This window comes from Streptomyces sp. 2114.4, assembly GCF_900187385.1.
Classification (GTDB): Bacteria; Actinomycetota; Actinomycetes; order Streptomycetales; family Streptomycetaceae; genus Streptomyces; species Streptomyces mooreae.
Genome location: NZ_FYEY01000001.1, coordinates 125,952 through 151,403 on the forward strand (window position 1 = coordinate 125,952; position 25,452 = coordinate 151,403).

26 protein-coding genes and 2 pseudogenes are annotated in these 25,452 nt (G+C 69.3%); 15 read left to right on the forward strand and 13 right to left on the reverse strand.

The genetic code is table 11. From position 1 onward, the window contains the following. Nucleotides 1-60 precede the first annotated feature (60 nt). A complete protein-coding gene (locus CFW40_RS00550; RefSeq protein ID WP_088795856.1) occupies nucleotides 61-1,125 on the forward strand; it encodes an NAD(+)/NADH kinase in 1,065 nt (354 codons plus the stop codon). Nucleotides 1,126-1,657: 532 nt separating this feature from the next. Further along, the gene (locus tag CFW40_RS00555; RefSeq protein ID WP_256331680.1) at nucleotides 1,658-2,257 is read left to right on the forward strand and encodes a DUF4328 domain-containing protein; all 600 of its coding nucleotides are present in this window, start codon (nucleotides 1,658-1,660) and stop codon (nucleotides 2,255-2,257) included. 270 nt (nucleotides 2,258-2,527) lie between these two features. Here the strand turns inward: CFW40_RS00555 and CFW40_RS00560 are convergent, their stop codons facing one another. Continuing rightward, nucleotides 2,528-3,661: a PP2C family protein-serine/threonine phosphatase gene (locus tag CFW40_RS00560; protein WP_088795858.1), complete on the reverse strand. Its 1,134-nt coding sequence runs from the start codon at nucleotides 3,659-3,661 to the stop codon at nucleotides 2,528-2,530. Nucleotides 3,662-3,963: 302 nt separating this feature from the next. Between CFW40_RS00560 and CFW40_RS00565 the strand changes: the two genes are divergently transcribed. Beyond that, nucleotides 3,964-4,725 (forward strand): bifunctional 2-polyprenyl-6-hydroxyphenol methylase/3-demethylubiquinol 3-O-methyltransferase UbiG, encoded by a 762-nt coding sequence (locus CFW40_RS00565; RefSeq protein WP_088795859.1) that lies wholly within the window; start codon nucleotides 3,964-3,966, stop codon nucleotides 4,723-4,725. A gap of 138 nt (nucleotides 4,726-4,863) precedes the next feature. On the opposite strand, the gene CFW40_RS00570 is transcribed toward CFW40_RS00565, so the two are convergent. Next, the gene (locus tag CFW40_RS00570) at nucleotides 4,864-6,063 is read right to left on the reverse strand and encodes an NAD(P)/FAD-dependent oxidoreductase (RefSeq protein ID WP_088795860.1); all 1,200 of its coding nucleotides are present in this window, start codon (nucleotides 6,061-6,063) and stop codon (nucleotides 4,864-4,866) included. Between the two features lie 179 nt (nucleotides 6,064-6,242). Between CFW40_RS00570 and CFW40_RS00575 the strand changes: the two genes are divergently transcribed. Together CFW40_RS00575 and CFW40_RS00585 are read left to right on the forward strand one after the other, a co-directional pair. Continuing rightward, on the forward strand, nucleotides 6,243-6,848 hold the full coding sequence (locus CFW40_RS00575; RefSeq protein ID WP_088795861.1) for a TetR/AcrR family transcriptional regulator: 606 nt from the start codon (nucleotides 6,243-6,245) through the stop codon (nucleotides 6,846-6,848). A gap of 504 nt (nucleotides 6,849-7,352) precedes the next feature. Beyond that, a complete protein-coding gene (locus CFW40_RS00585; protein ID WP_088795862.1) occupies nucleotides 7,353-8,321 on the forward strand; it encodes a hypothetical protein in 969 nt (322 codons plus the stop codon). Nucleotides 8,322-8,537: 216 nt separating this feature from the next. Here CFW40_RS00585 and CFW40_RS00590 read toward each other — a convergent pair whose 3' ends face one another. Then, nucleotides 8,538-8,966 carry an STAS domain-containing protein gene (locus tag CFW40_RS00590; RefSeq protein ID WP_088801820.1) on the reverse strand — a complete coding sequence of 143 codons (429 nt, stop codon included), beginning with the start codon at nucleotides 8,964-8,966 and terminating at the stop codon, nucleotides 8,538-8,540. Nucleotides 8,967-9,242: 276 nt separating this feature from the next. Further along, nucleotides 9,243-10,376 carry a glutathione-independent formaldehyde dehydrogenase gene (locus CFW40_RS00595; RefSeq protein ID WP_088795863.1) on the reverse strand — a complete coding sequence of 378 codons (1,134 nt, stop codon included), beginning with the start codon at nucleotides 10,374-10,376 and terminating at the stop codon, nucleotides 9,243-9,245. A gap of 204 nt (nucleotides 10,377-10,580) precedes the next feature. On the opposite strand from CFW40_RS00595, the gene CFW40_RS00600 reads away from it, so the two are divergent. Beyond that, a complete protein-coding gene (locus CFW40_RS00600; protein ID WP_088795864.1) occupies nucleotides 10,581-10,772 on the forward strand; it encodes a hypothetical protein in 192 nt (63 codons plus the stop codon). A gap of 149 nt (nucleotides 10,773-10,921) precedes the next feature. Beyond that, entirely contained in the window at nucleotides 10,922-11,152 is a 231-nt protein-coding gene (locus CFW40_RS00605) for a DUF6480 family protein (RefSeq protein ID WP_088795865.1), read from the forward strand. An 82-nt stretch (nucleotides 11,153-11,234) separates the two neighbouring features. On the opposite strand, the gene CFW40_RS00610 is transcribed toward CFW40_RS00605, so the two are convergent. The 5 genes and pseudogenes from CFW40_RS00610 to CFW40_RS00625 form a co-directional block, all read right to left on the reverse strand. Continuing rightward, nucleotides 11,235-11,891 (reverse strand): bifunctional 2-polyprenyl-6-hydroxyphenol methylase/3-demethylubiquinol 3-O-methyltransferase UbiG, encoded by a 657-nt coding sequence (locus tag CFW40_RS00610; protein ID WP_088795866.1) that lies wholly within the window; start codon nucleotides 11,889-11,891, stop codon nucleotides 11,235-11,237. Nucleotides 11,892-12,096: 205 nt separating this feature from the next. Then, nucleotides 12,097-12,297, reverse strand: a complete 201-nt coding sequence (locus tag CFW40_RS37700; protein WP_256331679.1) for an IPT/TIG domain-containing protein — start codon at nucleotides 12,295-12,297, stop codon at nucleotides 12,097-12,099. Between the two features lie 25 nt (nucleotides 12,298-12,322). After that, nucleotides 12,323-12,466 (reverse strand): annotated as a pseudogene (locus CFW40_RS37705) (IPT/TIG domain-containing protein); the annotation flags it as partial. A 795-nt stretch (nucleotides 12,467-13,261) separates the two neighbouring features. Continuing rightward, a complete protein-coding gene (locus tag CFW40_RS00620; RefSeq protein ID WP_088795867.1) occupies nucleotides 13,262-14,992 on the reverse strand; it encodes an IPT/TIG domain-containing protein in 1,731 nt (576 codons plus the stop codon). A gap of 153 nt (nucleotides 14,993-15,145) precedes the next feature. After that, nucleotides 15,146-15,826, reverse strand: coding sequence for a hypothetical protein (locus CFW40_RS00625; protein WP_256331678.1), 681 nt, complete (start codon nucleotides 15,824-15,826; stop codon nucleotides 15,146-15,148). Between the two features lie 570 nt (nucleotides 15,827-16,396). Here CFW40_RS00625 and CFW40_RS00630 point away from each other — a divergent pair. The 5 genes from CFW40_RS00630 to CFW40_RS37715 all read left to right on the forward strand — a co-directional run bounded on the left by CFW40_RS00630 (nucleotide 16,397) and on the right by CFW40_RS37715 (nucleotide 20,045). Beyond that, entirely contained in the window at nucleotides 16,397-17,947 is a 1,551-nt protein-coding gene (locus CFW40_RS00630; protein WP_088801821.1) for a M4 family metallopeptidase, read from the forward strand. 129 nt (nucleotides 17,948-18,076) lie between these two features. After that, nucleotides 18,077-18,484 carry a DUF6153 family protein gene (locus tag CFW40_RS00635; protein WP_088801822.1) on the forward strand — a complete coding sequence of 136 codons (408 nt, stop codon included), beginning with the start codon at nucleotides 18,077-18,079 and terminating at the stop codon, nucleotides 18,482-18,484. A gap of 87 nt (nucleotides 18,485-18,571) precedes the next feature. Then, nucleotides 18,572-19,210, forward strand: coding sequence for a DUF305 domain-containing protein (locus CFW40_RS00640; protein ID WP_088795869.1), 639 nt, complete (start codon nucleotides 18,572-18,574; stop codon nucleotides 19,208-19,210). Between the two features lie 130 nt (nucleotides 19,211-19,340). Next, the gene (locus CFW40_RS37710; protein WP_256331676.1) at nucleotides 19,341-19,718 is read left to right on the forward strand and encodes a hypothetical protein; all 378 of its coding nucleotides are present in this window, start codon (nucleotides 19,341-19,343) and stop codon (nucleotides 19,716-19,718) included. A 42-nt stretch (nucleotides 19,719-19,760) separates the two neighbouring features. Continuing rightward, entirely contained in the window at nucleotides 19,761-20,045 is a 285-nt protein-coding gene (locus CFW40_RS37715; protein WP_305523824.1) for an HAD hydrolase-like protein, read from the forward strand. A gap of 98 nt (nucleotides 20,046-20,143) precedes the next feature. Here CFW40_RS37715 and CFW40_RS00650 read toward each other — a convergent pair whose 3' ends face one another. Continuing rightward, on the reverse strand, nucleotides 20,144-20,584 hold the full coding sequence (locus tag CFW40_RS00650; RefSeq protein ID WP_088795870.1) for a tautomerase family protein: 441 nt from the start codon (nucleotides 20,582-20,584) through the stop codon (nucleotides 20,144-20,146). 117 nt (nucleotides 20,585-20,701) lie between these two features. Here CFW40_RS00650 and CFW40_RS00655 point away from each other — a divergent pair, with 117 nt between their 5' ends. Next, on the forward strand, nucleotides 20,702-21,628 hold the full coding sequence (locus CFW40_RS00655) for a LysR family transcriptional regulator (RefSeq protein ID WP_088795871.1): 927 nt from the start codon (nucleotides 20,702-20,704) through the stop codon (nucleotides 21,626-21,628). On the opposite strand, the gene CFW40_RS00660 is transcribed toward CFW40_RS00655, so the two are convergent. Next, nucleotides 21,600-21,890 carry an Lrp/AsnC family transcriptional regulator gene (locus CFW40_RS00660; RefSeq protein ID WP_088795872.1) on the reverse strand — a complete coding sequence of 97 codons (291 nt, stop codon included), beginning with the start codon at nucleotides 21,888-21,890 and terminating at the stop codon, nucleotides 21,600-21,602. The two genes, CFW40_RS00655 and CFW40_RS00660, sit on opposite strands and share 29 nt — an antisense overlap. A gap of 27 nt (nucleotides 21,891-21,917) precedes the next feature. Further along, nucleotides 21,918-22,046 (reverse strand): annotated as a pseudogene (locus tag CFW40_RS38830) (AsnC family transcriptional regulator); the annotation flags it as partial. Between the two features lie 5 nt (nucleotides 22,047-22,051). Here CFW40_RS38830 and CFW40_RS00670 point away from each other — a divergent pair. Beyond that, on the forward strand, nucleotides 22,052-23,416 hold the full coding sequence (locus CFW40_RS00670) for an MFS transporter (protein ID WP_088795873.1): 1,365 nt from the start codon (nucleotides 22,052-22,054) through the stop codon (nucleotides 23,414-23,416). Between the two features lie 133 nt (nucleotides 23,417-23,549). Here CFW40_RS00670 and CFW40_RS00675 read toward each other — a convergent pair whose 3' ends face one another. Beyond that, on the reverse strand, nucleotides 23,550-23,843 hold the full coding sequence (locus CFW40_RS00675; RefSeq protein ID WP_088795874.1) for a hypothetical protein: 294 nt from the start codon (nucleotides 23,841-23,843) through the stop codon (nucleotides 23,550-23,552). A gap of 232 nt (nucleotides 23,844-24,075) precedes the next feature. Between CFW40_RS00675 and CFW40_RS00680 the strand changes: the two genes are divergently transcribed. Beyond that, nucleotides 24,076-25,302 (forward strand): cytochrome P450, encoded by a 1,227-nt coding sequence (locus CFW40_RS00680; RefSeq protein WP_088795875.1) that lies wholly within the window; start codon nucleotides 24,076-24,078, stop codon nucleotides 25,300-25,302. Nucleotides 25,303-25,452 lie beyond the last annotated feature (150 nt).

Consider the following 25,452-nt stretch of genomic DNA (forward strand, 5'->3'; position numbering starts at 1 on the left):
TCCGAGGCGGGTGTGCTCTCGCCGGTGTACGCACGGGCATGCAGAGGGAGAAAACACTGCGTGAGCGTGCAACAGGTGGGCATCGTCGTCCACGAAGGGCGTCCCGCCGCCGTGGCGGCCGCCGACGTCGTACGGCAGTGGTGCGTGCGCCAGGGCGTCGGCTGCGTCGCCATCGACGTGTGGAGTCCGGACGAGCAACGGCTCGACGCGCGGGAGGAGGTCGACGCCGCCGGTGACCCCGACCTGATCGTCACGCTCGGAGGAGACGGCACCTTCCTGCGTGGAGCGCGCCTGGCCGCACAGAACGACGCTCTGGTCCTCGGCGTCGACCTGGGCACTCTCGGCTTCCTGACCGAGGTCCCCGCCGAAGACGTCGCATGCGCGCTGGACACCATCCACCGTGGTCAGGTGGGTGTCGAGACCCGTCTGATGCTGACGATGCGGGCGTCCCGGCCCCTGGGACTCCCCGAGGGGATGGAAGCCCTCCTGCGCTACGGCCGGGGGCCCGCGCTGCCTCCGCCGCTGGTACGCACCGACTGTGCCGTCGCCCTCGACTGGGGTGTCGCGCTCAACCTGACGGCCCTCAATGACATCGTCCTGGAAAAGCTCGCCCGCGACCGGCAGGTTTCCCTCGGTGTGTACCTTTCGGGCCGGCTGCTCGCCTCATACTCCGCCGATGCCGTCCTGGTCGCCACACCCACCGGATCCACCGCCTACAGCTTCGCCGCCGGCGGCCCTGTCATCTCCCCCGCAGCCGATGCCATCGTCTTCACCCCTGTCGCTCCGCACATGACCTTCAACCGCTCGGTGGTCGCCGCCCCCGACGAGGCCGTGGCCCTGCGGGTCCTGGAACACTCGGGCCGCGCTGCGGTGAGCGTCGACGGCCAGTTGCGCGGCGTCCTCGATCCGGGGGACTGGATCGGCGTCTACGCGGCTCCGCAGCGTCTGCGCGTCGTGCGACTGGGGCCGACCGACTTCTACGGCCGCCTGCGGGAGCGCATGCGTCTGACCGATGCCCCCGCCGCAGAAGACGCCGGCGTCACCCCCTTGTGGCCCCACACCAGCCCGCCCCCCGCGGATCTCGCGCATCTCCGCCTGCCGCCCCTCCCCCTGGACGTCAACTGATCCGAGCCCGGGTCCTGCGCGGGTGAGGTGTCCGTCGCGGCTCAAGTTCAGCCAGGTACGGGGGGCTTGCCGAAGTACCCCTTCTTCACCTCGACGAGTCCTCGTTTGCCCAGCGTGCTGATCTGTTGGGACAGCGCCGAATCCGACAGGGCCAGTGGAGGGGCGGGTCCGCCGCGCGAGTGGCCCTCACGCGTGACCGGGCAAGGCCGCCGCGGACCCACGCACGCCACTTCTCTGATGCCCCTGGGCACCGAGGGGCTCGTGCGGCGATGGAAGCAAAGAGAGCAGGGCAGTACGGTCTGTCCCTTTTCAGTGGACAGGGAGTGTGTGGAACGCGTAAGTTCCGCCTGCCGCTTGGGCCGTTTCGGGGAGAGACGTCCGACTGCGTGCGCAAACACACTGATCTCGTACCCGTGGGGGGTTTCGCATGTCTCACCTGCCCGTCGCACCACTGCCACCGCCATCCGGCTGGCCCGCTCCACCCGGTTCGCAGGCCGTTCTCCGCTCGCCTGTCGGGCTCTCGAAGGCCGTAATGATCCTGCTTGGCCTCGTCATCGCCGCGGACCTGTTCGCACTGTGGCAGGGCAACCATTCGTACCAGCTGGTCGGCAGACTCATCGGCAACATCGGCTCGGTGACCTCGCAGGAGATCGACCAGGCGGACGCGCTGTACGGGGCGTCCGGGAAGGTGCAGCTCGCGACCACCCTCGCGACCGCCGTGGTCTTTGTCGTCTGGTTCCACCGAACCCGCGTCAACGCCGAGGTCTTTGCCCCCGAGTACCACGCGAGGAAGCGCGGCTGGGCGATATGGGGCTGGATCGTGCCGGTGGTCAGCCTGTGGTTTCCCCGGCAGATAGCCACCGACATCTGGAACGCCAGTGCCGACGACACATCCCGGTCCAGGGCGCTGCTCAACTGGTGGTGGGGACTGTGGATCGTGAACCTGATCTTCGGGCGCGTGGCCGGCCGGCGGTATTCGGGGGCCGGGGGCGCGGAAGAGATCAAGGGGGCGATCGCCGGGCTCATGGCGAGCGACGTCTTCAACATCCTGGCCGCCGTCCTTGCCATCTTCTTCGTACGCCGCCTCACCCGCATGCAGCATGAGAAGGCGCTGCGAGGGCCTGCGCTCTGACAGCAGCGGGCCTTCGGGGGCCTTCAGGGCCCTACGAAGCCGACTTCGGCGGGGAGGGCGGGGCCCAGACTCCGGCCGAGGCCAGGCTCGGCCCCGAACGGGGTCAGCCAGGCTCCGGCCGGCTTCAGGCCCGGCTCCAACCGGGGTCAGGCCCGGCCGCTGCCGTCACAGAGGCGCGGAGCCCCAGCAACCGACAGTCACAGGACCGGTCCGTGCACAGAGGCCGGGCGCGGGCCCAGGGGCCGGGCGCGGTCACAGAGGCCTGGCGGGTCACAGAGGCCTGGCGAGGAGATCCTGTTCCTGCACCGGCCGGTGCAGTGCGAGGAGGGCCTGGTCGTCCTGGGGTGCGCCGCCGCTGTGGCGGCTGACGTCACGGGCCAGGAAGTCGAGGACCGTCGAGGGTTCCGGGAAATGGCCGGTCTGGCGCCGATAGGACTGCATCATGTGGGGGACGCGCTCGGCGGGGTCATAGAAGGCCCCGGCCGGGTCGCGGGCCTCGGTGACCCCGTCGGTGAAGCACAACAGCATCGCCCCAGGTGGGAAGGGGTGCGTCTCCACGGGTGAAGTCCATTCCCCCAGGGCGGAGATGCCCAGGGGTGGTGCTTCCTCTTTCGGTTCCAGTAGGCGCGCCCGGCCGTCCGCATGCAGCAGCAGAGGAGCGGGGTGGCCGCGGTTGACGATGTGGACCTGGGCCAGATCGGTGGCGAACTGAACGATCAGGGCGGTGGTGAACCCCTCTGTCGCATCCAGGCCCTCCCGGCGCTGGCTTTCGCGCAACAGGGCCTCCTCCATGCAGTCCACCAGGGCGGGCAGGTCGGGCTCGTGGTCGGCGGCGTAGCGAAAGACACCGATGTCGACACTGACCGCCGTGACGGCGGACAGGCCCTTGCCCCTCACATCGCCGACCATGGCGCGCACCCCGTACGGCGTCTCCTGCATCACGTAGAGATCGCCGCCGATCAGTGCCATGTCTTCGGCCGGTACATAGCGGGCGGCGATCCGCAGGTTCCCCAGCCTGCTCGGGGGGCTGGGCAGCACGGCTCGCTGGGCGACCTCCGCTGCGTAGCGTGCCCGGCTCGCGCTCACATGCTGGGTGCGCAGCGACCTGTTCAGGCCGACCGCCAGCACGGTGACAGCCGCCAGGGTGATCTGGACAGCCGCGTCGCCCTGCCAGTCGTAGCTTCCCCCGGCGAACGCCAGCCCTCCTTGCACGATCATCGCCGTCACGCCGATGCCGACGATGCCCGCCGGGCTGAGCAGCGAAACCGCTGTCACCGGGGCCACGGCCAGCAGGGCAGCGGACGACACCGAAGGAGGCGTCAGCAAATTCACCAACGCCGCGAGAGCGATCACCGCGGCGGGAACCAAACGGCGTACCTGTGACCACACCGGCAACACCCTCATCAGGTCATTATCAGGTCATTCTGCCCTCCCGGCGGCCTCGTGACAGCGGAGCCGTCCGCAGTGACACCGCACTGCGACCGAACGGCCTAAGGGCCCGGGCGCCGCGACGGGCCGATACGGCGGCCGGACGGCCACCGGACGGCCCCCACGATGTCGCAGTACGGCACGGCATCGCAGTACGACACGATGTCGCGGTACGGCACGGTGGGCGACCTTGCCGTCACGGCCATGCACCGGACGATCTTCGAGCACCGGCGAAAACAGATGGCTGTCCGGGGCCGGCGCCGCATACGTTCGGCAGCATGGCTGACACGTGCTCCAAGGATCCACGGCTCGCCGCGCTCTACGACCCGCTCGACCCTGATCGCAGTGATCTCGACGCCTACGTCCGGATGGCGGAGGAGTTCGGGGCACAGCGCGTGCTGGACATCGGCTGCGGGACGGGAGTGTTCGCCCTCCTCCTGGCCGATCGCGGGATCGAGGTGGTCGGCATCGATCCCGACCGGGCGTCCCTCGATGTCGCCCGGGCCAAACCGGGCGGTACGCGCGTGCGCTGGATCTGCGGTGATGCCACGGCCCTCGGTCATGTGACAGACCTTGGTGATGCCACAGCCTTCCCGGAGCCGCAGGTCGACCTTGTGACGATGACGGCGAACGTGGCCCAGGAAATCGCCGATCCGTCGTTGTGGCGGCAGACGCTGCGGGGGGCCTACGAAGCGCTGCGGCCCGGCGGACGTCTGGTGTTCGAGACCAGGGACCCGGCGAGACGCGCCTGGGAGGAATGGCACCGCGAAGGCTCCTACCGCGTGGCGCAGGTTCCCGGCGTCGGCGTCGTCGAGAGCTGGGTCCAGCTGATCGAGGTGAACCGGCCGCTGGTGACATTCCGCGGGACCTGCGTGTTCACTGCGGACGGGCAGGTGCTGACCGCGGATTCGACGTTGCGCTTCCGTGAGCGGCAGGAGGTCGAGAGGGACCTGGTCGCGCACGGCTTTGCGGTGGAAGACGTTCGCGATGCCCCTGACCGGCCGGGCCGGGAGTTTGTCTTCGTCGCGCAACGTCCATGACCTGGAGCGGAGGAAGAGCGAGAGTCCGCGGTGTAGTAGGCGCTGCGGGCCCGGGTGTGGATATCCGTCATCCCTTCCCCATCCTCGGTCGATGCCTCTCGCACTCGCATGCTGTCGTTCATGAGCCGTCGAATCTTCTCAGCTGGTGTGGGCGGGGGCCGCGTCAGGGAGGCCGCCGGCCGGCCAGAGGGGGTCGGGGAAGGCGGCTGCCCCGGATTCGGTGCCGGTTTCACTGTGGCTGTCGGTGTCGGTGTCGGGCATGAGGGTGGCGAGCATGTGCTGGGCGGTCCTGGCGTTGGCGATGGCGCGGGGCAGCATGACGCTTTCGTAGGCGTCGAGCGCCTGGTCGATGGTGGGGTGGCCGACGACGGCTCGGGCGAGGTCGGCGCCGTCGAGCAGCGCGAGGTTGGCGCCGACGCCGGCGGGCGGCATCAGGTGGGCGGCGTCGCCGAGCAGGGTGATGCCCGGGACGCGCTGCCACCTGTGGGGAACGGGAAGGACGAACATGGGCCGGTTGAGGAAGCCGCCGTCGTTGTCGCGCAGGATGTCCAGCAGGCTCTCGTCCCAGCCCTGGTACAGGGCGAGGAGGCGGGCGCGGACGGCTTCGGTGTCGTCGAGGTCGAGGCCGGCGTGCCAGTCCTGGGGACCGCGGAAGGTGGCGTAGGCGCGGACGTGTCCATTGCTGTTGCGCTGCAGCACCAGGCTGCGGCCGCCCGCCTTGGCCGACATGGTGCCGCCACCGACCAGGTGGGCAATACCGGGGTGACGGTGGTCGACGTCGTCGAAGTGGGCTTCCACCATCGTGACACCGGCGTAGCAGGGCTGGGCATCGGAGAGCGCGGGGCGCACCCGGGACCAGGCCCCGTCGGCGCCGATGACCAGGTCGAAGTCCTCGACGGCACGGTCGTGGTGGTGCAGGCGAGCGCCGCCGTCGGGTAGCGGCCCGGCGGCCTGTACGGCATGGTTCCAGCGGACCGTACCGGGGGCGAGGGAGTTCAGGAGGAGGGTGCGCAGCCAGCCGCGGTCGATCTCGGGCCTGCTCAGATCGTCCTCGCCGGCCTGGTCGTGGCGTATCAGGGTCGCGTGACGGTCGTACAGGCGCCACTCCTGGCCGTCGGGCCGGGACAGGGCGAGGAACTGGTCGAAGAGTCCGGCTGCCCGCAGGGCGGCCTGGCCGGTGTCTTCGTGGATGTCGAGGGTGCCGCCCTGCGAGCGGGAGTCGGGGCCGGCCTCACGCTCGAAGACCGTCACCGGCAGGCCGTGCTGCTGCAGTACGCGTGCGCAGACGAGGCCGCCCAGGCCGGCGCCGACGATCGCGATGCGAGGGGTGGTGGACATGAGGGTCACGCTCCGTTCCGAGGATCAAGAGCGGCCCGGGTTCCGGCGGCTGGGTGCCGGCCGGCGTACACCGGGCTCACTTGCCAACAGAAACACAGCCGCTCCAAAAGTACAACTGCTCCGACTTTGCATCCGATCGCCTTTGTGATCGGATTCCCTCAAGGGGATAAGGTGGGGGCATGGCCGAGACGACGACAGGGCGCCGCGAGCGCAAGAAGGCCCGGACCAGGCAGGCCCTGACGGATGCCGCAGTGCGGCTGTTCACCGAGCGCGGCTTCGACCAGGTCGGCGTACGCGAGGTGGCGGAGGCGGCCGATGTCTCGCTGAGTACGCTCTTCAAGCACTTCCCCAGCAAGGAAGCCCTCGTCTTCGACCTGGATACGGACATGGAGGGCGCCCTGGTCGCCGCCGTGCGCGACCGAGCACCCGGTCAGCCCGTGCTGCATGCCCTGCGCGACCACATGGTGCGCACCCGAACCATCGCGCGGAACGACGACCCCACTTTCGTCCTCGTCGAATCCACCCCCGCGCTGCGGGATTACGCCCGGAGTATGTGGTCGCGCCACGAGAAGGCACTGGCCGCCGCCCTCGCCGATGCCACCGGGCTGACTCCTGACGCTCCCGCCGTCACCGGCCTGGCACGCTTCGCCTTGGAAGCCCCCGGCATCGCCCGTGCAAGCGAAGACCCGGCCCGGACCATGCGCGACCTGTTCGCCCTGCTGGAAGACGGCTGGGCCACCACTCCCCTGGCACGGCAGGAAGACCTTTCCGGCCAGGGCGGGTGACCGCGGGGCCGGTCGTGACGGCGGGTCGACCCCGGCCGCGGGCCGGCCCTGGCGGCGTCCGTGTCCAGTCCTCCCACTCCTCGGCCCGCCGGCGGCAGCGCGATCCGGCCGGTGCTGACGCCCAGTTCGAGCGCCGGGCCGCCACCGGCGAGCCCGGCCGGCACATCGACCGCCGGATCCACCACCTCCGGCCGCTACATGTCTTTCATCGACTCGTCGTAGGTGGCCGCCATCGACTCGTCGTAGGTGGCCGCGGCATTCTCTCCGAAGTAGCCGTCCGCATCATGCATCCCGGGGCGGTACTGCCCAACACCCGACGGATGCCCGTGGTTTGTGCGACGACCGGCGTCGCAAAGGTGCTTGAGACAGACACCAAGGTCGGTGGGCGCCATCGAGAGATCCACGGCGGCGCCGTCACCCAAGGGCGCGCTGTCTCCACCTTTGACCTGCCGAAAGCGCCGGGAACGCCGGAACCGCAGTGGGCGGGGAGCCGTCGTGTAAGTCGTGATCGATACACCTCATCTCACCATCGCCCAGCTCGCTGATGCCTGGCAGCACATCTGCGCCGCCTCCCCCGCGGACAAAGCCGACCCCCTCGTGCTCGACTGCGCACACAGGCTCGCCTCCGACCCCGGCGGGGAACACGCCCATGTGTGGGTGTCGGGGCTGGTGACGATGTCGGGCTACCTCGCCTGGCGTCCCGGGCAGACTGCCGAACGCGCCGCCCTCGACGCACTGCACGCCGCGGCGAAGGCACTCGCCGACCGGCCCTGCTCACACGACAGCCACCCGTACGAGGCCGAGATGGACGCCCTGGAGGACGAGGTCTGGGCGGGCGACAACGGACTGCTGACCGGCGAACTCGCCTCGCCGGATGGTGACACCGACACCGGGCGGATATTGTGCCCGGTCAACGTCGCCGGATGGGCCCGCCTCGCAGCGGATGTGATCGCACCGTTCTCCGTACGGCGCATCCCCGCGGGAGCACCGAGGTACCACCACAGCTGTATCCGCACTCTTTCAGGGATCGTGAACGACTACCCCTACTGCGATCCGCATGACGTGCTGACCGACGAGGCCGCCTGCCTTCCGCCTCAGCCGACGCGCGGGGTACTGGCGGGCTATCTCGTGACCATGAACGCCACCTGCTGGTACGCGGCGTCAGAAAGGATCATGGACCCCGCGGTGCCGGCTGCGATGGTCAAGGGGGTCCGGGCCGCCGTCACGCTGCTGAGCGACCACCCGTGCACCCACGGCCCCGGTGAGCATCCCGATACCAACGATCCGGACCACCTGAACCGTGTCGGCTACCTCCTGCGCAGCCCGGGCGGCCGAGCGGAATTCGCCGAGGACTACGGGTGGGACGACGAAGATGAGGACGAGTACGAAGAGGAGCCCTTGGACGCGTGGGTGTGCCCCGCGTTCCTGCACGACCTGGCAGACGAGACGCTCGATGCGCTGAAAGTGGGCTGAAGTCGTTCGACACGTCATGTGACGACGCATCGGGCGGGGCAGGGAAGCGGGAGGCCCCCCGGGCAGTGTGAACCGCGAGCCACGGTTCTCACTGCCCGGACTCCCGTGGGCAAGCCGGCAGGAGGTCCCGGAGCCGGCGGAGGGCAAGTACTACAGCGGCACGTGGTGGGAGGCCCACCGGCCGGGCCGGCGCGGCAAGCGACGCGCTCTTCACGGTCAGGTGGGATTCGAGGCGGAGGCCGCAGAGCGGGCCGCCGCATCCGCCCGTCCGGAGTTGGCCGAGCGCTGTGTCGCGATCACGGCGAGGGCGTCCTCAGGGCTCGCGTGGACCGGAGTGGTCACACTGATCCCGGTCAGGTCCAGCAGGCGCAGCACCACATCGGACACCGCCGCCAGGTGCAGGCTCCCGTCAAGGCGCTTGGCCTCGTTGGACGCGCGAATGAGGATGTTCAGTCCTGAGGAGTCCATGAACGGCACGGCTCGCAGGTCCAATACGAGATACCGCCTGCCGTGCACGATCTGGTTGGCCAGCTGGTGGTGAAGGGATGTGCCGGTCTCGCCGTCAAGATCCCCCGACACGGTCACCACGGCCACCTCCGGCTCGGTGACCTCTACCTCGACGCTCAGCTCGTAGGACTCGGACACGACCTCCACCTTCCGTTGATCGGCTTCCGTTGATGGGTTTCCGTTGATCAGTTCCCTGCTCGGTGGAGCTCGCGTACCCCGTCATCCTTGCTTCAGACAGAGCCGGAACAGCAGTCAGCGGATGCCGCCCGCCATCGGCCGCAGGACAGGCCTCAGACAACCCTCAGCCGGCGAAAAACGCCCTGCCGGAGCCCAGCCGGTATCGGCCCGCCCGTCGGTATCGCACGGTGGGAATCGCACCGCCGCACGGTCTTGGGAATCGCACCGCCGCACGGTCTACGGATGCAGAACGACCTTCGTGTAGCCCTCGATGCGCTTGTCGAACTTGTCGTATGCGGAGGGAGCCTGGTCAAGGGGCAGTTCATGCGAGACGACGAAGCTCGGCTTCGCGCGGCCCTCGATGATCATGTCGCGCAACTGCCGGTTGTAGCGCTTCACATTGCACTGTCCGGTACCCATCCGCAGGCCCTTCTCGAAGAGCTTGCCGATCGACACCAGGAGCATGCCTCGTTTGGCCTGCTCGTCAGGGCCTCCCGGGTCGGCCGGAACGTAGAGGCCAGGCACACCGAGGGCGCCGGTGGCCCGCACCGTGCCCACGAGCGAGTTCAGGACCGTGGCCGGTTCCTCGCGGGCCATGCCGTGCGCCATCGCCTGATATCCGACGGCGTCCACGCCCTTGTCCGTTCCGGCACCGCTCGTCTGGTCCTTGATCTGCTGCACGGGGTCGCCCTCGGCGAAGTTGATCGGGACCGCACCGATCTCCCGGGCCTTCTCCAGTCGCTCGGGTACCCGGTCGACGACGAAGACCTTGCTGGCTCCGCGCAGGAGCGCCGAGTAAGCAGCCATGAGCCCCACGGGCCCGCCGCCGTACACCGCGACGCTCTCGCCCGGGCGCACCTGGGCGAGTTCACAGCCGTGGTATCCGGTGGGGAAGATGTCAGCGAGCAGCATGAAGTCGGTCTCGTGCTCGTTTCCCGGTGGCAGTTTCAGGCAGTTGAAGTCGGCGTAGGGAACGCGCAGGTATTCCGCCTGGCCGCCTGGCCAGGGCCCCATGGAGACATATCCGTAAGCACCGCCCGCAAATCCCGGATTGACGGTCTGACAGAAAGCGGTATATCCCTCGACGCAATTGGTGCAGAACCCGCAGGCGACATTGAAGGGCATGACCACACGGTCGCCCTCCTTGAGTGAGGTGACGCCCTCACCGAGTTCTTCGATGATCCCCATGTTCTCGTGACCGAAGACGATGCCCGGCTCGGCCGCCGTGCGGCCCTCGTACATATGCAGGTCAGAGCCGCAGATCGCTGTCGAGGTGATCTTTACGATCACTTCGTTGGGGTGCTGGATGCCGGGCTTCTCGACGTCCTCGACCTCCACGGAGTACGGCCCTTTGTAGACGACGGCCTTCATGTGCTGCCACCTCCCGCTCGGCGGAGAGCATGCAGAATCGCCCCGCCATTTCCCCGCCTTTGACGTGACCTATCCCTCATGATTCTCCGGTCTACTGAATGCGGCAAGCCGGTAACGTGAGAAGGGATATCCAATATGGAGCTATGAGGTCTGAGACTCTGGGTATCCCCATGTCGCACCGAGAAATGAAAGAGAGGTCGACACGTGGCAGCACAGCGACTCGGGACCTTGCTGGTACCCGTGCTCGGCCTGTCCGGCACCTCGTACCCGCCCGGGACGACGGTTACCGTCCGCGGTCGCGGTGCGACTGTCGATGCGTTTGTGAACGGCGACTGGCTCCCGCTGTCATGGTGGGAGTTCTCCGACGGCCTCCGCGAGGACATCGCCGACCGTTGACCCGCCTGCGCACGGCTGCGCCGCGTACGCCCCTGAACTGCATGGATCCGGGTGTGCTGCCCCGACGCTCCGGCTTATGGCCGGAGCCTCCGCCACTCCCCTGTGCGTTTCAGGCATTTATTTCCGGCAAAACGGGGCAAACTGCAGGCATGGGCTCTCAATATTCCGATCCGGATCCACGCCACCGCCCCGGCGTCGCGCCAGGAGTCGGGGTGCCCCCAGAGGAAACCCCGCAGGGCGAGGGAAGCACGGGGGCGGAGACCGGCCCCCGCGACAAGCAGACCCGCGGCTGGGCCACCGGCCCCATGATCATCCTCACCATCATCGTCGTGCTCTGCGCAGCGTTCTTCATCGCATACGCCGTGACCGTGACCCTGTGACCGCCGGCGGGCCCGGGGGCCGCCTGTTCAAGCGCTGAACAGCCATCGCCGGCGCACCGGCTCCTTTGGGGTGCGCGTCCGCTCACCGGCGATGCCAGACGAGCGTGTAGCGCCAGAACAGTCGGCGGCGCAGCCGGGCGCCGGGCAGAGCGTCATGGGCCTCACGGACGAGGTCGGAAAAGCTCATCTCCGCCGGTCGGGTCAGGGCGGTCATCGAGACCGGGCGGGGTGCCCTGCGGCCCTTGTTCTTGAGCCAGCCCGTGGCGGCATTCAGTGGGCTTGCGATGGTGCCGAGCACATAGTCCCCGGCAGTCTGCGCCCGGAAAAGGCCGACGATCACCAGGGTTCCGCCGGGGGCCAGGTGCCGGCGGAAGATGCTGAGCGCTTTGGTGAAGGGCAGATGGTGGAGGGTGGCGACGCAGGTGATGACGTCGTAGGGGCCGGCAGGGATCCCGGTCAGCGCGTCCGCGACCGTGAAGGTCACCGGGGTTGCCGGAGAAGTCAGCCGCTGCGCCCGGGAGATGATCGCCGGATCGGAGTCGATTCCCTGGACCGCGTGGGCACGTGCGGCAAGGAGCCGGGCCAGGTCTCCGCTGCCGGAGCCGATGTCCAGGGCGCTGCCGAAACGTGGGGGAAGCTGTCGCAGGATCCACTGGTGGTAGTGGGCGTTGTGGTCCCACGGGTAGGCGGCATTGAACCGCTCGAGGGCTCGGAGGACTCGATTCGGCAGTACTGTCATAGCGCCAGTCCACCAAGTCCCCGGTTCCTGCGTCAGCTCGATTGAGCAAGTGTCAGCAGAGTCGGCGTGGGCGGGGTCAGGTGCGGTCGTCTCTTGTCGGGAGGGCTTCTGCTGCCGACGTTGCACCGGATGCGCCGCCGGCACTCGCGCAGGCACGCCCATACGCCAACTCGGCACCATGCCCGAGAAGGTCCTTCACTTGACCCTAGGACGGGTCGTAGACATAAGGCAGCGCGTTGCTGTTCCCGGCCGGGGTGTGCGCCACGACATTCACCGTGCCGGGCGCTCCGCCCGGGGAGGTCGCGACGACCTGGGAGTCGGAGATCGCGGCGAACGAGGCCGGGACGCCGCCGAAGGTCACCGCGTCGGGGATTACTGGTGCCGCCGGCCGTGGTGACCGTGACATTGACCGAGGACGGCGGCCCCGCGGGCGCGATGACGGTGATCTGGCCGGCGGTATTGGTGAGGACGGTCGCCGCGTTGCTCCCGAACTTCACCGAACTCGCACCGGAGAGATGGGCGCCGTTGATCGTTACGACGTTGCCACCCGCGGTGGGCCCCGATAGCGGGCTCAGACTAGGGCACCACGAAGGTGACCTGGGTGGCGGTGACGCCTGTCGGGGTGACCGTCGCCGACCCGAAGTTCACACTCGTGGTGGTGGACAGGGCCTCAGGGCGCCTGGGCGGGTCGTCCTCTGTGAAGCGACGCGGCGCCGCATCATGGGGCACCGTCAATCTCGCTTGAATTAATTAAAGCCAAGGGGTGAAGGGGGCGACAGGTGGAATTGGGGCACCGAGGGGCCTGCAGGAAAATCGGTTAAGAGTTCACAGTTCGGCTCCGGGCGCCGTGCGCGCCCCTGCGAGTACGGTGCAGCCTGGCGCCAACACGCTTGTAAATGCTGGGGAGTTGGCTTTAATCGCGCACCGGTCGGCGGTATGCACGCGAGTCGGAAGGTGTTTCCGAGTCGGCCCGCCTTACGTCGGCCGACCGGGGCAAGTGACGTCGCGGACGACGCGAAATCCGGCGCTCGTCGCGACGGCCGGGTGCTGGTGGTGCGCTATGTGCGAAGGCCTGAGAAAGAGCGCCGGTCCGCGCGGCGCTGCACACCGTCCGTAGACACGAGCATGGTGGCAGAGACCAAGTAGCGACCGCACTACCCGCCCTGATCACCCCGCGCGCCATGCCCACGGACCGGACCCGTACCACCACCCTGCCGGTCGTCGCTGCCGCCGGCTTGAGCACGTTCAACAGGGCAGCCAGGGCGGGCGCCTCCCGGGCCCAGGGTGCACCCGGCCGAGGTGGCTGCAGCGCCGCTCCCTCTCGCCATCGGTCGCCGTATCCGACATCATCCGGCAGCCGGCCCCGGCGATCAGGTGTAGACGAAGGCCCCGGGTGCGGTAGCGGTGCCGCCCGCCGTCGTCACCACGACATCCGCCGGGCCAGGGGCGTCCGCGGGAGGAGTGACGACGGCGATCCGGGTAGGGGAGACGATCCCGAAGGCGGCCGCGGCTCCGCCGATCGTCACCGACTGGGTGCACGCGAGCTCGGCGCCCTCGATCAGGACCGGGTGGCCGCCCGCCGTGGAGCCGGTGGCGGGAGTCACGGAGGTGATGTTGGGCGGGCCCACGTAGGTGTAGGTGGCCGTCCCGTACGAATTGCTGCGCGTGACCACGGTGACCGGCACAGGTCCTGCCGTCTGCGCGGGCGGCACCGTCACGGTGACCTGGTCGTCCAGGACGGAGGACGGGGTGACGGCCACGCTGCCGAAGTGCACCGAGGTGGTGGTGATCAGGCCCCGGCCGGTCACGGTCAGTGTGCCGCCCCCGCCCAATGGCCCCGAAGCCGGGCTGATCCGGGTCGGGAGCGAGTCGGGGAGGTAGGAGAAGCGGCCGACGGTCCGGGTGGTGTGCTGCCCGAGGGTGACGTCGATGCTGACGTCTCGGACGAGGAGTGGCGAAACGGCCCTGATCTCACGGTTGTTGACGATGATGAACGAGGCCGGGTGGCCTCCGAAGCGGACGGCGGTGGTGTTGCCCAGTCCCTCCCCGAGGAGGGTCACCGGCGTTCCACCCGCCATGGGCCCCACGTTGGGGTACCCACCGGACGGCGCGGCCAGCACGCTCACCGTCTCATTAGCGTTGTTGACCACGTAGACCTCGACGTCGTCCGGCGTGATCACCAGCCAGGACGGCGCGTGGAAGCCCGGGACCTTGTCGATCATCTCGTTTCTGATGAGATCGATGACGGCGACGCTGTCATCGGCGTCGCAGGTGACATAGGCCAGCACCCCGTTGTGACCGACCGCCACGCCCAAAGGGATGGGCAGTCCGGTGAGGGCGGCCACCCTCGTATGCGTGGCCGTGTCGACGACGCCGAGCCTGTTGCCGCCGTACTCCGACACATAGGCGCGCTGTCCGTCGGGCGAAACCGCCACTCCCCTCGGGAGGAGGAACCCGGTGATGGTCTCGATGACGGTGTCGGTGGCGGTGTCGATGACCTCGACCGCGTTCGCGCCCTCTTCGGTGACGTAGACCTGCGCCCCGTCGGGGGTGACCGCCACACCGCGTGGGCCGCTGCTCACCGGTACCGAGGCGATGAGGGTGTCGGTGGCCGTGCTGATCACATCCACCCGGCTCCCGCCCAGGCTGGCCACATAGAGGCGGGAGCCGTCAGGAGTCGCCTTGAGGCCGAGGGGCTTGTCCAACCCCTCGATGGTGGTGGTGACGGTGTTGGTGGCGGTGTCGATGACGGCCACACTGTCGGTGCCGAAGCAGGCCGCGTAGGCGCGCAGCCCGTCCGGAGTGATCGCGATCTCCCACGGTCCGCTGGCCACACCGATCGTGGCGATGACGTCACGGGTGCGGGTGTCGATGACGCTGATACTGCCGGCCCCGAAGTTGGTCACATAGACGCGTCGGCCGTCCGGGGTGATCGCCGCCCAGATGGGGGCGTGCCCCACCAAAATCTCGTCCGCCGTCAGCGGTTCATCTGTGTCCGTGACGTCCACCCGGCCCGGAACGCCGTCGGCATGGACGGGGGGCTGAAGTGCCCCCGCCGGTGCGCCTTGGGTGGGGCCGGCGCTGGTCCCTGCCGGAGCCATGATGTTCTCCTTCTCCTGTCGTGGACCGGTCGTGGCCGGTTGACGGGTCGTCGGTCAGGGCACGGACGGGCTGCCGTGCCCTCCGCGGCGAGCGGGAGTCGGGAAGGCGGTCTGCCGGTTCCTCGCGACGTGGTGCCGGGAGGATGCCTGTCTTCAGCAGGCAGGGGCAACGGGAGGCAGGGCACCGCAGTTGTTCGGGGTGTTGCCGACCACCCCACTGCCGATCAGGGCCACTCCGCCGGCGTTGGTGAAAATGCCTCCGCCGTTGACGCCGGCAGTGTTGGCGGTGACGCTGCTGCCGGTGAGCATCAGGGTTCCGTCGGTGTAGATGCCGCCGCCGTATGACGCCTTGCTGTCGCGGACCGTACTGCCGGTGAGGGTTACCGAGCCGCCGAGATTGGCGATCCCCCCTCCCACGCCGAGGCCGGCGTCGCCACCGCTGACAGTCACCGCCGCCATGGTCAACTGGCCGTTCGCTCGAGGCACTTGTGGCGCTCCGTCGACCTCGAAAATCCGGAAGGCCGGCGCGCTCGGCGCCCGGGTGATCTGGGTGGCCAGGCCCGCCATGGCGATCGGGGTGGTGATGTTCGGCAACCCCGGTGACTGCCCGGCTCCCCCCGAACTGTGGGCGCTGGTGAGGGTGTACGTACGCAGGGGAGCAAGGATCAAGCTCCCGCCTCCGGCGGCGTTGGCCGTGTTGACCGCGTCGACCAACGCGGATTCACCGCAGGCCACCACGATCAGCGACGCTGCGTGGGCGTCGGGAGCGGAGGCGGATGCCAGCGGAACGACAGCCGCCGCCATCAGCGTTCGCAGAACATGAATGGCTCGCAAGATGACGCCTCCTCGGACGTGGTTGAGCCGGCCCCACCGGCCAACACCCCGGAAGACGCCGGTCGGCAGACCCCTCCGTCAGGCGACGTCATGCCTAGGGAAGCCGAGTCCACACGCCCATGAGCCGGCCACCGCATCTCCCGGCGGAGGGATGGACGGCCCACCTGGTAGGTAGGGCCAGTAACCCACCCGAGTGAGGGCCGCACAAGCGATGCTGACGGTTGTTCACCCGTTCAGCCGGGTGCGCGTCAGGTGACCGCCGCCGGGCAGCGGGCAGCGGGCAAGCGGGCATCGGATCTAGGTGGCAAAAGACCTCGAAATGCACCACAAAGAAGCCTCATTGGTGAAATTGTTGTTTCTTCTGTGTTGAACATCTGTCAAAAAGCGTCAACTCCTGGCACGCTCCCCTCGATTCACTCCTTCTGCTCCACCGGGCATCCCCCTCGGTTGCCCGGCCGCTTCTTGGGCCGCGACCCCGCGGTCCTCACAAGGGAGACCGAGTTGAGACGGATCTCGTCCACCCCCCGCAAGAACACCCTGCGCGCCGCCGCCCTGGTCGCCTCCGCCGCCATGGTCGCCATCGGCGTCCAGGCCGGCTCGGCCAGCGCGCAGCCGGACCGCGCGAACGGCGCGTCGATGGTCCAGCTCACCACCGCACAGCGGACATCGGCACTCAAGGGTGCTCAGAGCAATGCCTCCACCGTCGCCGCGAAGATCGGCCTCGGCGCGCGGGAGAAGCTTGTCGTGCGGGACGTCATCAAGGACGCGGACGGCACGGTGCACACCCGGTACGAGCGCACCTACGGCGGGTTGCCGGTCCTCGGCGGTGACCTGGTGGTCCACCAGGCGAAGAACGGCACCCGCAGCGTCACCAAGGCGACCAGCGCTGCGATATCGGTGGCCAGTACGTCCGCGGCGCTCGCGCCCTCCGCCGCGAAGAAGAGCGCACTCGGCGCCGCCGCCGCGCAGAAGGACACCAGGGCCAGCACCTCTTCCGCACCGCGCAAGGTGATCTGGGCCGCGGCCGGCAAGCCCGTTCTCGCCTATGAAACGGTCGTCAAGGGCGTTCAGAAGGACGGCACGCCCAGCGAGCTGCACGTCGTCACCGATGCGAGCACCGGGAAGAAGCTGTTCCAGAACGAGGCCATCGAGACCGGCACCGGAACCAGCACCTACAGCGGCAAGGTCGCGCTGACCACCACGAAGAGCGGGTCGACGTACCAGCTCACCGACCGTGCCCGCGGCGGCCACAAGACGTACGACCTCAAGCAGAACACCTCGGGCACCGGCACGCTCTTCACCGACGCGGACGACGTATGGGGCGGCGGCCGCCAGACCGCCGGCGTCGACGCGCACTACGGGGCTGCCGTCACCTGGGACTTCTACAAGAACACCTTCGGCCGCAACGGTATACGCGGCGACGGCAAGGGTGCCTACTCCCGGGTCCACTACGGCAGCAACTACGTCAACGCGTTCTGGGACGACGACTGCTTCTGCATGACCTACGGTGACGGCGACGGGAACGCACACCCGCTCACCTCCCTCGATGTGGCCGCCCACGAGATGAGCCACGGCGTCACCGCCGCCACCGCGGGACTCAACTACAGCGGTGAGTCCGGCGGTCTCAACGAGGCCACATCGGACATCTTCGGCACGTCGGCCGAGTTCTACGCCAACAACGCCTCGGACCCGGGCGACTACCTCATCGGCGAGAAGATCGACATCAACGGGGACGGCACTCCGCTGCGCTACATGGACAAGCCCAGCAAGGACGGCGCCTCGGCCGACTACTGGTCCAGTGGCGTCGGCAACAAGGACGTGCACTACTCGTCCGGTGTCGCCAACCACTTCTTCTACCTGCTGTCCGAGGGCAGCGGCGCCAAGACCATCAACGGCGTCAAGTACGACAGCCCCACCTCCGACGGCTCCAAGGTCACCGGAATCGGCCGGCCCAAGGCCGAGAAGATCTGGTACAAGGCCCTCACCACGTACATGACCTCCACCACCAACTACAAGGCCGCACGTGCCGCGACCCTGAAGGCGGCAGGCGCTCTGTACGGCACGACGAGCGCCGAGTACAAGGCCGTGGGCGCCGCATGGAAGGGCGTCAATGTGAAGTAGGCACCCCCTCGGGTGGTGCGTCCCGGCGCCGGCATCGGTGCCGGCGCCGGGGCGCACGCCGTACGTCGCTCGCCGCATGCCCCGGGCGGCTCCCCCGCCGTCCGCCCCGTTGCCTACTATGGGGGCGTGATGCCCCGCCGCCTGGACGAATCGACACCGCCCGCCCGGCGGTGTCGCGCGCTCTTCGTACTGGCGCTGCTGGCGGGCCTGCTGGGCATGCATGCCCTCAGCCCCGTCATCACCTCAGCTCCTCCCCCGCACCAGCAGCGCCACGAGCACCGCATGGCCACGGCGGCCGGTGCCCACGCGCACTGTGGCGGTGAAGGGGGAGGCTGCGGCAGCGGCGGCCACGTTCATCACGCCGACACGACCTGTGCGTCCGGGGCTCTCGACGGGCCACCCACGCCTCCTGCCCTGGTGCCGTCTCCCGTCCGCCCCGCAGAGTCCGATCACGCGGCGGGCTCCGGCGATTCGAAGGGCCAGGACGGCGGGCGCGCGCCCCCGTCTCTGGCCGAACTCCAACTCCTGCGGATCTAGAACGCCCTGACGGCGCTCACGCCCCACGCCGGGGCGGCGCCGCCGTCCGGCATGTTCTGACACCGCACTTCTTGTAGGAGTTCACCCATGAAGCCCACCCGTCCCCTCATGCGCCGCATCACACTCGTTGCGGCAACTGCCACCTCCACGCTGGTACTGGCCGCATGCGGCAGCAACAGCGGCGGCGACGGCCGCCCCGGCCACGCTTCCGCCACCAAGCCCGCTTCCTCGCCGAGCGCCCAGGCTCCGGCAGGTACGCACAATGCCGCGGATGTGGCCTTCGCGAAGGGCATGATCCCGCACCACCGGCAGGCCGTGGAGATGGCCGATCTGGCCGTCACCCGGGCCGCATCGCGCCAGGTCAAGGCACTTGCCGAGAAGATCAAGAAGGCACAGGACCCGGAGATCAAGACCATGTCCGGGTGGCTGACCGCCTGGGACGAGCAGGTGCCGGAGGAGATGCCCGGCATGGACCACTCCGCCCACTCGCAGATGCCGGGCATGAAGGGCATGAAGGAGATGGACGCGCTCAAGAAGAAGTCCGGCAAGGACTTCGACGCCTCCTTCCTGGAGATGATGATCGGGCACCACCGGGGCGCGGTGCAGATGGCCGGCACCGAGAAGGACAAGGGCGCCTACGGCCGGGCTAAAACGCTGGCCGCGGACATCATCAAGGCCCAGAACGCGGAGATCACACAGATGAACAAGCTGCTCGGAAAGCGCTGACAACCGGCAGGGCCGGTGCACCGCACTCGCCCTGCCTTCCCGCCGCAGCCGGCAGTCGACAGTGTGTCGGCTGTCGGCTGTCGGCTGCGGCTGCGGCTGCGGCTGCGGCAGACCCACGCCGCACCGTCGGATGCATGCGGTTGATTTCGGGACGCTGACCGACTGGCGCTCCAGCGTGACCGAGGCGCTGACCGATACCGGCGGCCGGGCCGGACTGCATGCCGACTGGCCCACGGTCACCGACACCTGGCGGCTCCGCTACCGCCCGGCGCTCGAGAGGATCGTGGGCGGAGAGCTGTCCTGGCGGCCGCTGGATGCTCTGCACCGGCTCACACTCGACGAAACCCTGGCCGAGCACGGGCTCGAGGGCCTCGACGATGCCGAGCGGGACGTGCTCGGCCAGGCCTGGCACCGTCTGCGGCCCTGGCCCGACGCCCCGACCGGCCTGGAACTGCTCCACCGCACCCGCGTGATCACCGCGACGCTGTCCAACGGAGGAGTCGGCTAGCTGACGCGCCTCACCAAACAGGCGGGGCTCCGGTTCGACTGCATCCTCTCGGCCGAACTGGCCAGGTCCTACAAACCCGATCCCCAGGTCTACCGCATGGCCGCCGACCTGCTCGAGGTGAAGCCGCGACGACTCCTCATGGTCGCCTGCCACCCCGACGACCTCGAAGCTGCGGCCAAGGCGGGGCTCCGCGCCGCCTACATCCCCCGCCTGGAGTGGGGCCCGGCCGCCGGACGGGTCGGCCCGCCCGCTGTGGTCGACCTCGTCGCCGACGATGTGATCGAGCTGGCGCACGCGCTGGGAGCGTCGGGGCGCACCAGGCCGTAGGGCTCGGGCGGCCGAATGCAGCACCGGTGGGCAGCCGGGAGCCGGCCGGCTGCCCACCGGCCTCCGCACAGCGCAGCCGGGCCGCAGCTGCGGGACTTTCAGCGGGCAGCGGAGGCAGCCGGCACGGCCCGCTCCCCGGCCCCGTCCCCGCCCTCGTCCCGGCGGTAGTAGTCGAACTGGGTCACCCCGTTGTAGCCGTAGCTCTCGGGATGGAGTTCGTGCAGCGCGACGCCGGACCGGGAAAGCGGGCCGAGGATGTCCGACAGCAGTTCACCGGCCCTGGCGATGAAGTCGGCCTTCTCCGCCGCGCTGTTCGTGCCCAGGGTGATGCTGGCCTCCACGTGCGCGTCGCGGGTACCGGTCAGGGGCCTGCCGTCGATGAAATAGCTGCCGGCCGGGACCGGATTGATGTGGACGATGGTGCGCGCGCTGGACTTGCGAAGAACCGAGACCGCCAGCCGGGTCAGGCCCTCGGCAATCGCGCGCTGGAGGTCGGCTGGGAGGTGGGGGTCGGGGACGGTGACCCGGAAGTACGGCATGGCTCTCCTCGGCATGTGTTCGGGACGCGTCCGCCGGAATCGGCGGCAGGATCAAGCCTCACCGGCCTGGCACCATGAATCCAACGCATACCTGTCATAGACCCATGAGGCCGCCGCATGTCCGTGAACATTCCCCAGCTGAGGGCCTTCCTCGCCGTCGTCGATACGGGCGGTTTCAGTGCGGCCGCGGCGGAACTGGGCGTCAGCCAGTCAGCGGTGTCGCACGCCGTCGCCTCCCTGGAACGTGAGCTGGCCGCCCCGCTGTTGGTCCGTGCCACCCCGGCCCGGACCACGGCACTCGGGGAGCGGATCGTGCCGCACGCCCGCGTCGCCCTGTCGGCGGCCCGGTCCGTGGAGCGGATCGCGGCCGAGTCCACCGACACCATGAAGGGCACCGTGCGGCTGGCCGCCACACCCACGGTCTGCCAGGGTCTGATACCCGGCCTGCTGCGGCACTGGCGTGCGGACCAGCCGCGGATCACAGTGCGGGTCTTCGAGGGTGACAGTGCCGAAGTTTCGGGCTGGCTGGAGGACGGGACGACCGATGCCGCCGTCCTGATCGACCCTCCCCCGGCTACCGCTGGGAGGTGTCCCGATCCCGGCCCCGGCATCCAGCTCGCCGTGGACGGCTACCGGGCCCTGCTGCCTCGGGACCACCCCTTGGCGGACGAACCCCGCGTCCATCTCCGCGACCTGGAGGACGACCCGTTCCTGATCTCACCCAACAGCTGCGAAGCCCGCATCCGTACGATCCACGACCTGGCCGGACTGCGCTTCTCCCCCACCCGCCGGGTACGGGACCTGGCGACTCTGATCAGCATGGTGCAGGCCGGTATCGGCGTGACCGTCCTGTCCGAGGTCTCCCGCTCGCTGATCCCCCCGGATCTGGTTCTGCTGCCGCTGGAGCCCCGGACCTCACGCCGCCTCGTACTGACCGGGCCACCTGCCCGCCCCTGGCACCCGGCGATCCATGCGCTGGCGGAGTCGGCCGTCGGCCATCTGGCCCGAGGCCGGCTCAAGGAAGAGCGGGCGCGAGGCGTTTGACCTCCCGGAGGGTGGGGGCGGTTTCGATGCTCTGGATGCCTGGCAGGGGGCCGATGTGCTGGTCGATGTAGTCGTACAGGTCTGCCGGGGTGCGGAAGACGCCGCTGGCGACGAGGTTGGAGGTGCCGGTGATGGCTGCGGCGAAGGCGATGGCGGGGTGGGTGGCAAGGGTTTCGCCGACGGTGCGCAGGTGGGCGGGGGTCACCTGGAGCCAGAGCTGGGTGGTCATGTGATAGCCGAGAAGCTGGGGGTCGAAGTCCACGGAGAAACCGAGCGCGCCCTCGGTGCGCAGCCGCTCCAGGTGGCGCTGGACGCTGGAGGCCGAGCGGCCGCTGGCTCGGGCGAGTTCGGGCAGGGTGGCGCGGCCGTCGCGGGCGAGTTCGGTGAACAGGGTGCGGTCGGTGGCGTCCAGGGTCAGTGGGCATGCTCGCCGATCTGCAGGGTCGGCGCCGCGTCTACGTCGCGGGGCTGGTCGTCTTCGCGTCGGCCTCGGTCGCCTGTGCGCTCTCGCCCGGCATGGGGTGGCTGATCGCGGCCCGGCTGGTGCAGGGTGTGGGAGCTGCGGCGATGTTCGCCACCGCCCTCTCCCTGATCAGCACCCTGTACTCCGGCCGCCGTCTCGGACAGGCCTTCGGCGTCTGGGCGGCGGTCGCCGCGAGCGCCTCCGCGCTCGGCCCGGTCATGGGCGGGCTGCTGACCGAGGCGCTGGACTGGCGGTGGATCTTCTACGTCAACGTCCCCGTCACCGCGCTCGCGCTGGCCATGACCTTCCGCTACCTCCCCCGGTCCACCGGCGACCGGAGCGCCACGCGGCGTCCGGACGTCCCCGGCATCGTGCTGTTCGCGCTCGCCGCGGGCGGATTCGTCTACGCCCTGACCGCCTCCCACGCCCACGGCTGGAGCTCAGCGGAAACCCTGGTGCCACTGGCCGGGGCGGTGGCCGCCTTCGTGGTCTTCCTCACCGTGCAGCGCCGCAGCACATACCCTCTGCTGGACCTGTCCCTGTTCCGCCGTCCGGCGTTCAGCGCCGCGCTGCTCACGATCGCCGTCGGCGAGGGAGCGGTCTACGGAATCCTTCCCTACACCTCGATCTGGCTGCAGTCCGTCCAGCGCCTCGCCCCGATCGGCGCCGGTCTCGTCGTACTCCCCCACGCGGCGGCCGCGGCCCTGGTGGCGGTACTGAGCGGACGCCGGATGCCCAAGCCCTCACCCCGCCTGGGCGCCGTCCTGGGGCTGTTCCTGGCCGGCATCGGCGTGGGGGCCGAAGGGTTCCTGGGTCCCGACTCGGGCTGGCCCGCCCTCATCGGGGGCCTCGCCCTGAGCGGCGTCGGCATGGGGCTGGTCTTCCAGGTCGCCGCCGCCCTCGCCCTCGGCTCCGTCCCCGGAGAACGCGCCGGCATGGCCTCCGGCATCTACAGCACGGTCGAACAACTCGGCTACGCCTTCGGCGTCGCCGTCTTCGGCACCCTCGCCGTCACCACCATGACCGGATCCCTGGACGGTAAGGTCGCCGATCCGGCCGGTGCCGCGCAGTCCCTGTCGGGCGGCGGAGCCGGCACTCTCGTCGCCGCCGCCCCGGCTGGACAGCGGGCCTCCTTCGATCACACGCTGCGCGCGGTGTTCGCAGGAGGGCACAACACCCTCGCCCTGACCGCTGGTGCGCTGGCGGTGGCCGGGGCTGCCTGCGTGTTCTGGCTGACCCGCCGTCCGGAGGTCCCGGAGCCGGTGAGCGAGGCGGTGGCCGGGCCCCCGGCGGAGACTGCAGGGGCTGTTCCGACGGCCGAGTAGGCCGGGACTCGACCGGTACCCCCGTTCCCGGAAACGGCCCTCTTGCGGGGCAGCATCCGGAGCAGGGCCGCGGTCGCATGGGCGCGCGCTCCGCCCAGGGTCCTAGAGGCCGTGTCTCCCGTGGCTCGGGGCGTCAGGCGCGGCGGAGCCGGCCGGCAAGGACATGCCCGATGAGGAGGTAGACCACGGCGGGCAACCCGTAGTTCAGGACGGTCCGCACCCAGTCCGTGTCCATGGTGAACAGATCGTGTGACCAGCCGGCCAGCCAGCCGGCCGCGGCCTGTACCCAACTGACCAGGTCGTTGGCGCGGTTCGCGTCGAGGAGGACGAACAGGATCCATAGGCCGAGGATCACCGCGGTAAGGTCCGCGATGACGACGATCACTTTTGCTGCTTCGCTTCTGCCGTTGTGAACGTGTCTGGACATGACACACAGGTTGCCGCTTTCGCCCCGTCGAAACCGGCCGTCCGTCCGGCGGCCCGCCCGGCCCGTAGAGCCGGGTCACTGAGCGCCCGTAGAGGGGCTACGGGCCACGGACCGTGCGGACCGGCTCTGACACCGACCATGTCCCCGGCATGACCGGTGTCAGAGCCGTGTCTGCCGTATGTCAGGACCGTCGGCGATCGTGGTCGGCATATCCACCACGAAAGGGCTTCCGATGAGTCAAACGGTTTCCGTCCCGCAGGGCCTCCCCATGGAGCGCGACGCGGGCCCCTTCGACCCTCCCCGCCTCATCACCCAGCTGCGCGAGGCTCGCCCCGTCAGTCCCCTGCTCTTCCCCGACGGTCACGAGGGCTGGCTCGTCACCGGCTACGACGCGGTCCGCCGGCTCATGGCCGACACCCGGTTCAGCTCCCGCCAGGACCTCGGCATTCTCCACGTGCCGTACGAGGCCCCCAACATGCCCGCCGCGACCGAACCGTCCCCGCAGGTGCCGGGCCTGTTCGTCGCCATGGACCCGCCGGACCACACCCGCCTGCGGCGCAGGCTCACCGGCGCCTTCACCGTGAAACGCATGAAGCAGCTCGAAGAGCACATCATCGACATCGCCGAGCGGCAACTGGACGAACTGGCGCGCCTCACCCCACCGGTCGACCTGGTCAAGGAGTTCGCGCTGCCGGTGCCCTCACTGGTGATCTGCCAACTGCTCGGCGTCCCCTATGCCGACCGGGAGACCTTCCAGGTCAACTCCGCCAAGTTCCTGGTCAAGGACCAGTCGCTCGACGAGAAGATGGCCGCGTACCACGCACTGACGACGTACCTTTCCGAACTGGTCACGGACAAACGCGCCACCCCCGGCGACGACATACTGTCCGACCTGGCCCGCCATGATGACCTCACCATCGAGGAGCTGACCGGCGTCGCCTTCCTCCTGCTCTTCGCGGGCCACGAGACCACCGCCAACATGCTCGCCCTGGGCACCTTCGCGCTCTTGGAGCACCCCGCCCAACTGGCCGAACTGCGCGCCGACCCGGACCTGTTGCCCGGTGCCGTCGAGGAACTGCTGCGCTACCTGTCCATAGCCGACATCTTCTACCGCTACGCCACGGAGGACATCGAACTCGGGGGCGAGACAATCGGCAAGGGATCGACCGTCGTCGTCTCCCTGCTGGCCGCCAACCGCGACCCCCTGCGTTTCGACCACCCCGACACCCTGGACATCCACCGCAAGGCCCGCGGTCACCTGTCCTTCGGCCACGGCATCCACCAATGCCTCGGCCAGCAACTGGCCCGGATCGAGATGCGCGCCGGCTTCGAGGGACTGCTGCGCCGCTTCCCCACCCTCGAACTCGCCGTCCCCGCCGACGAGGTGAAACTCAAGACCGACATGAACATCTACGGCGTCCACGAACTGCCGGTCACCTGGACGGAGACGGTCCGGTAGGGCCTCGGCCGAGCGCGTCACCGGGAGCAGCAACGCGCAACCGCAGGGGATGACCGCCGCATGGCCCTCCGCCGCGTGGATTCCCGCCCCATGGCCCTCCGCTGCATGGATTCCCGTTTCATGGCTGCCTGTCGAACACCCATGGCAAAA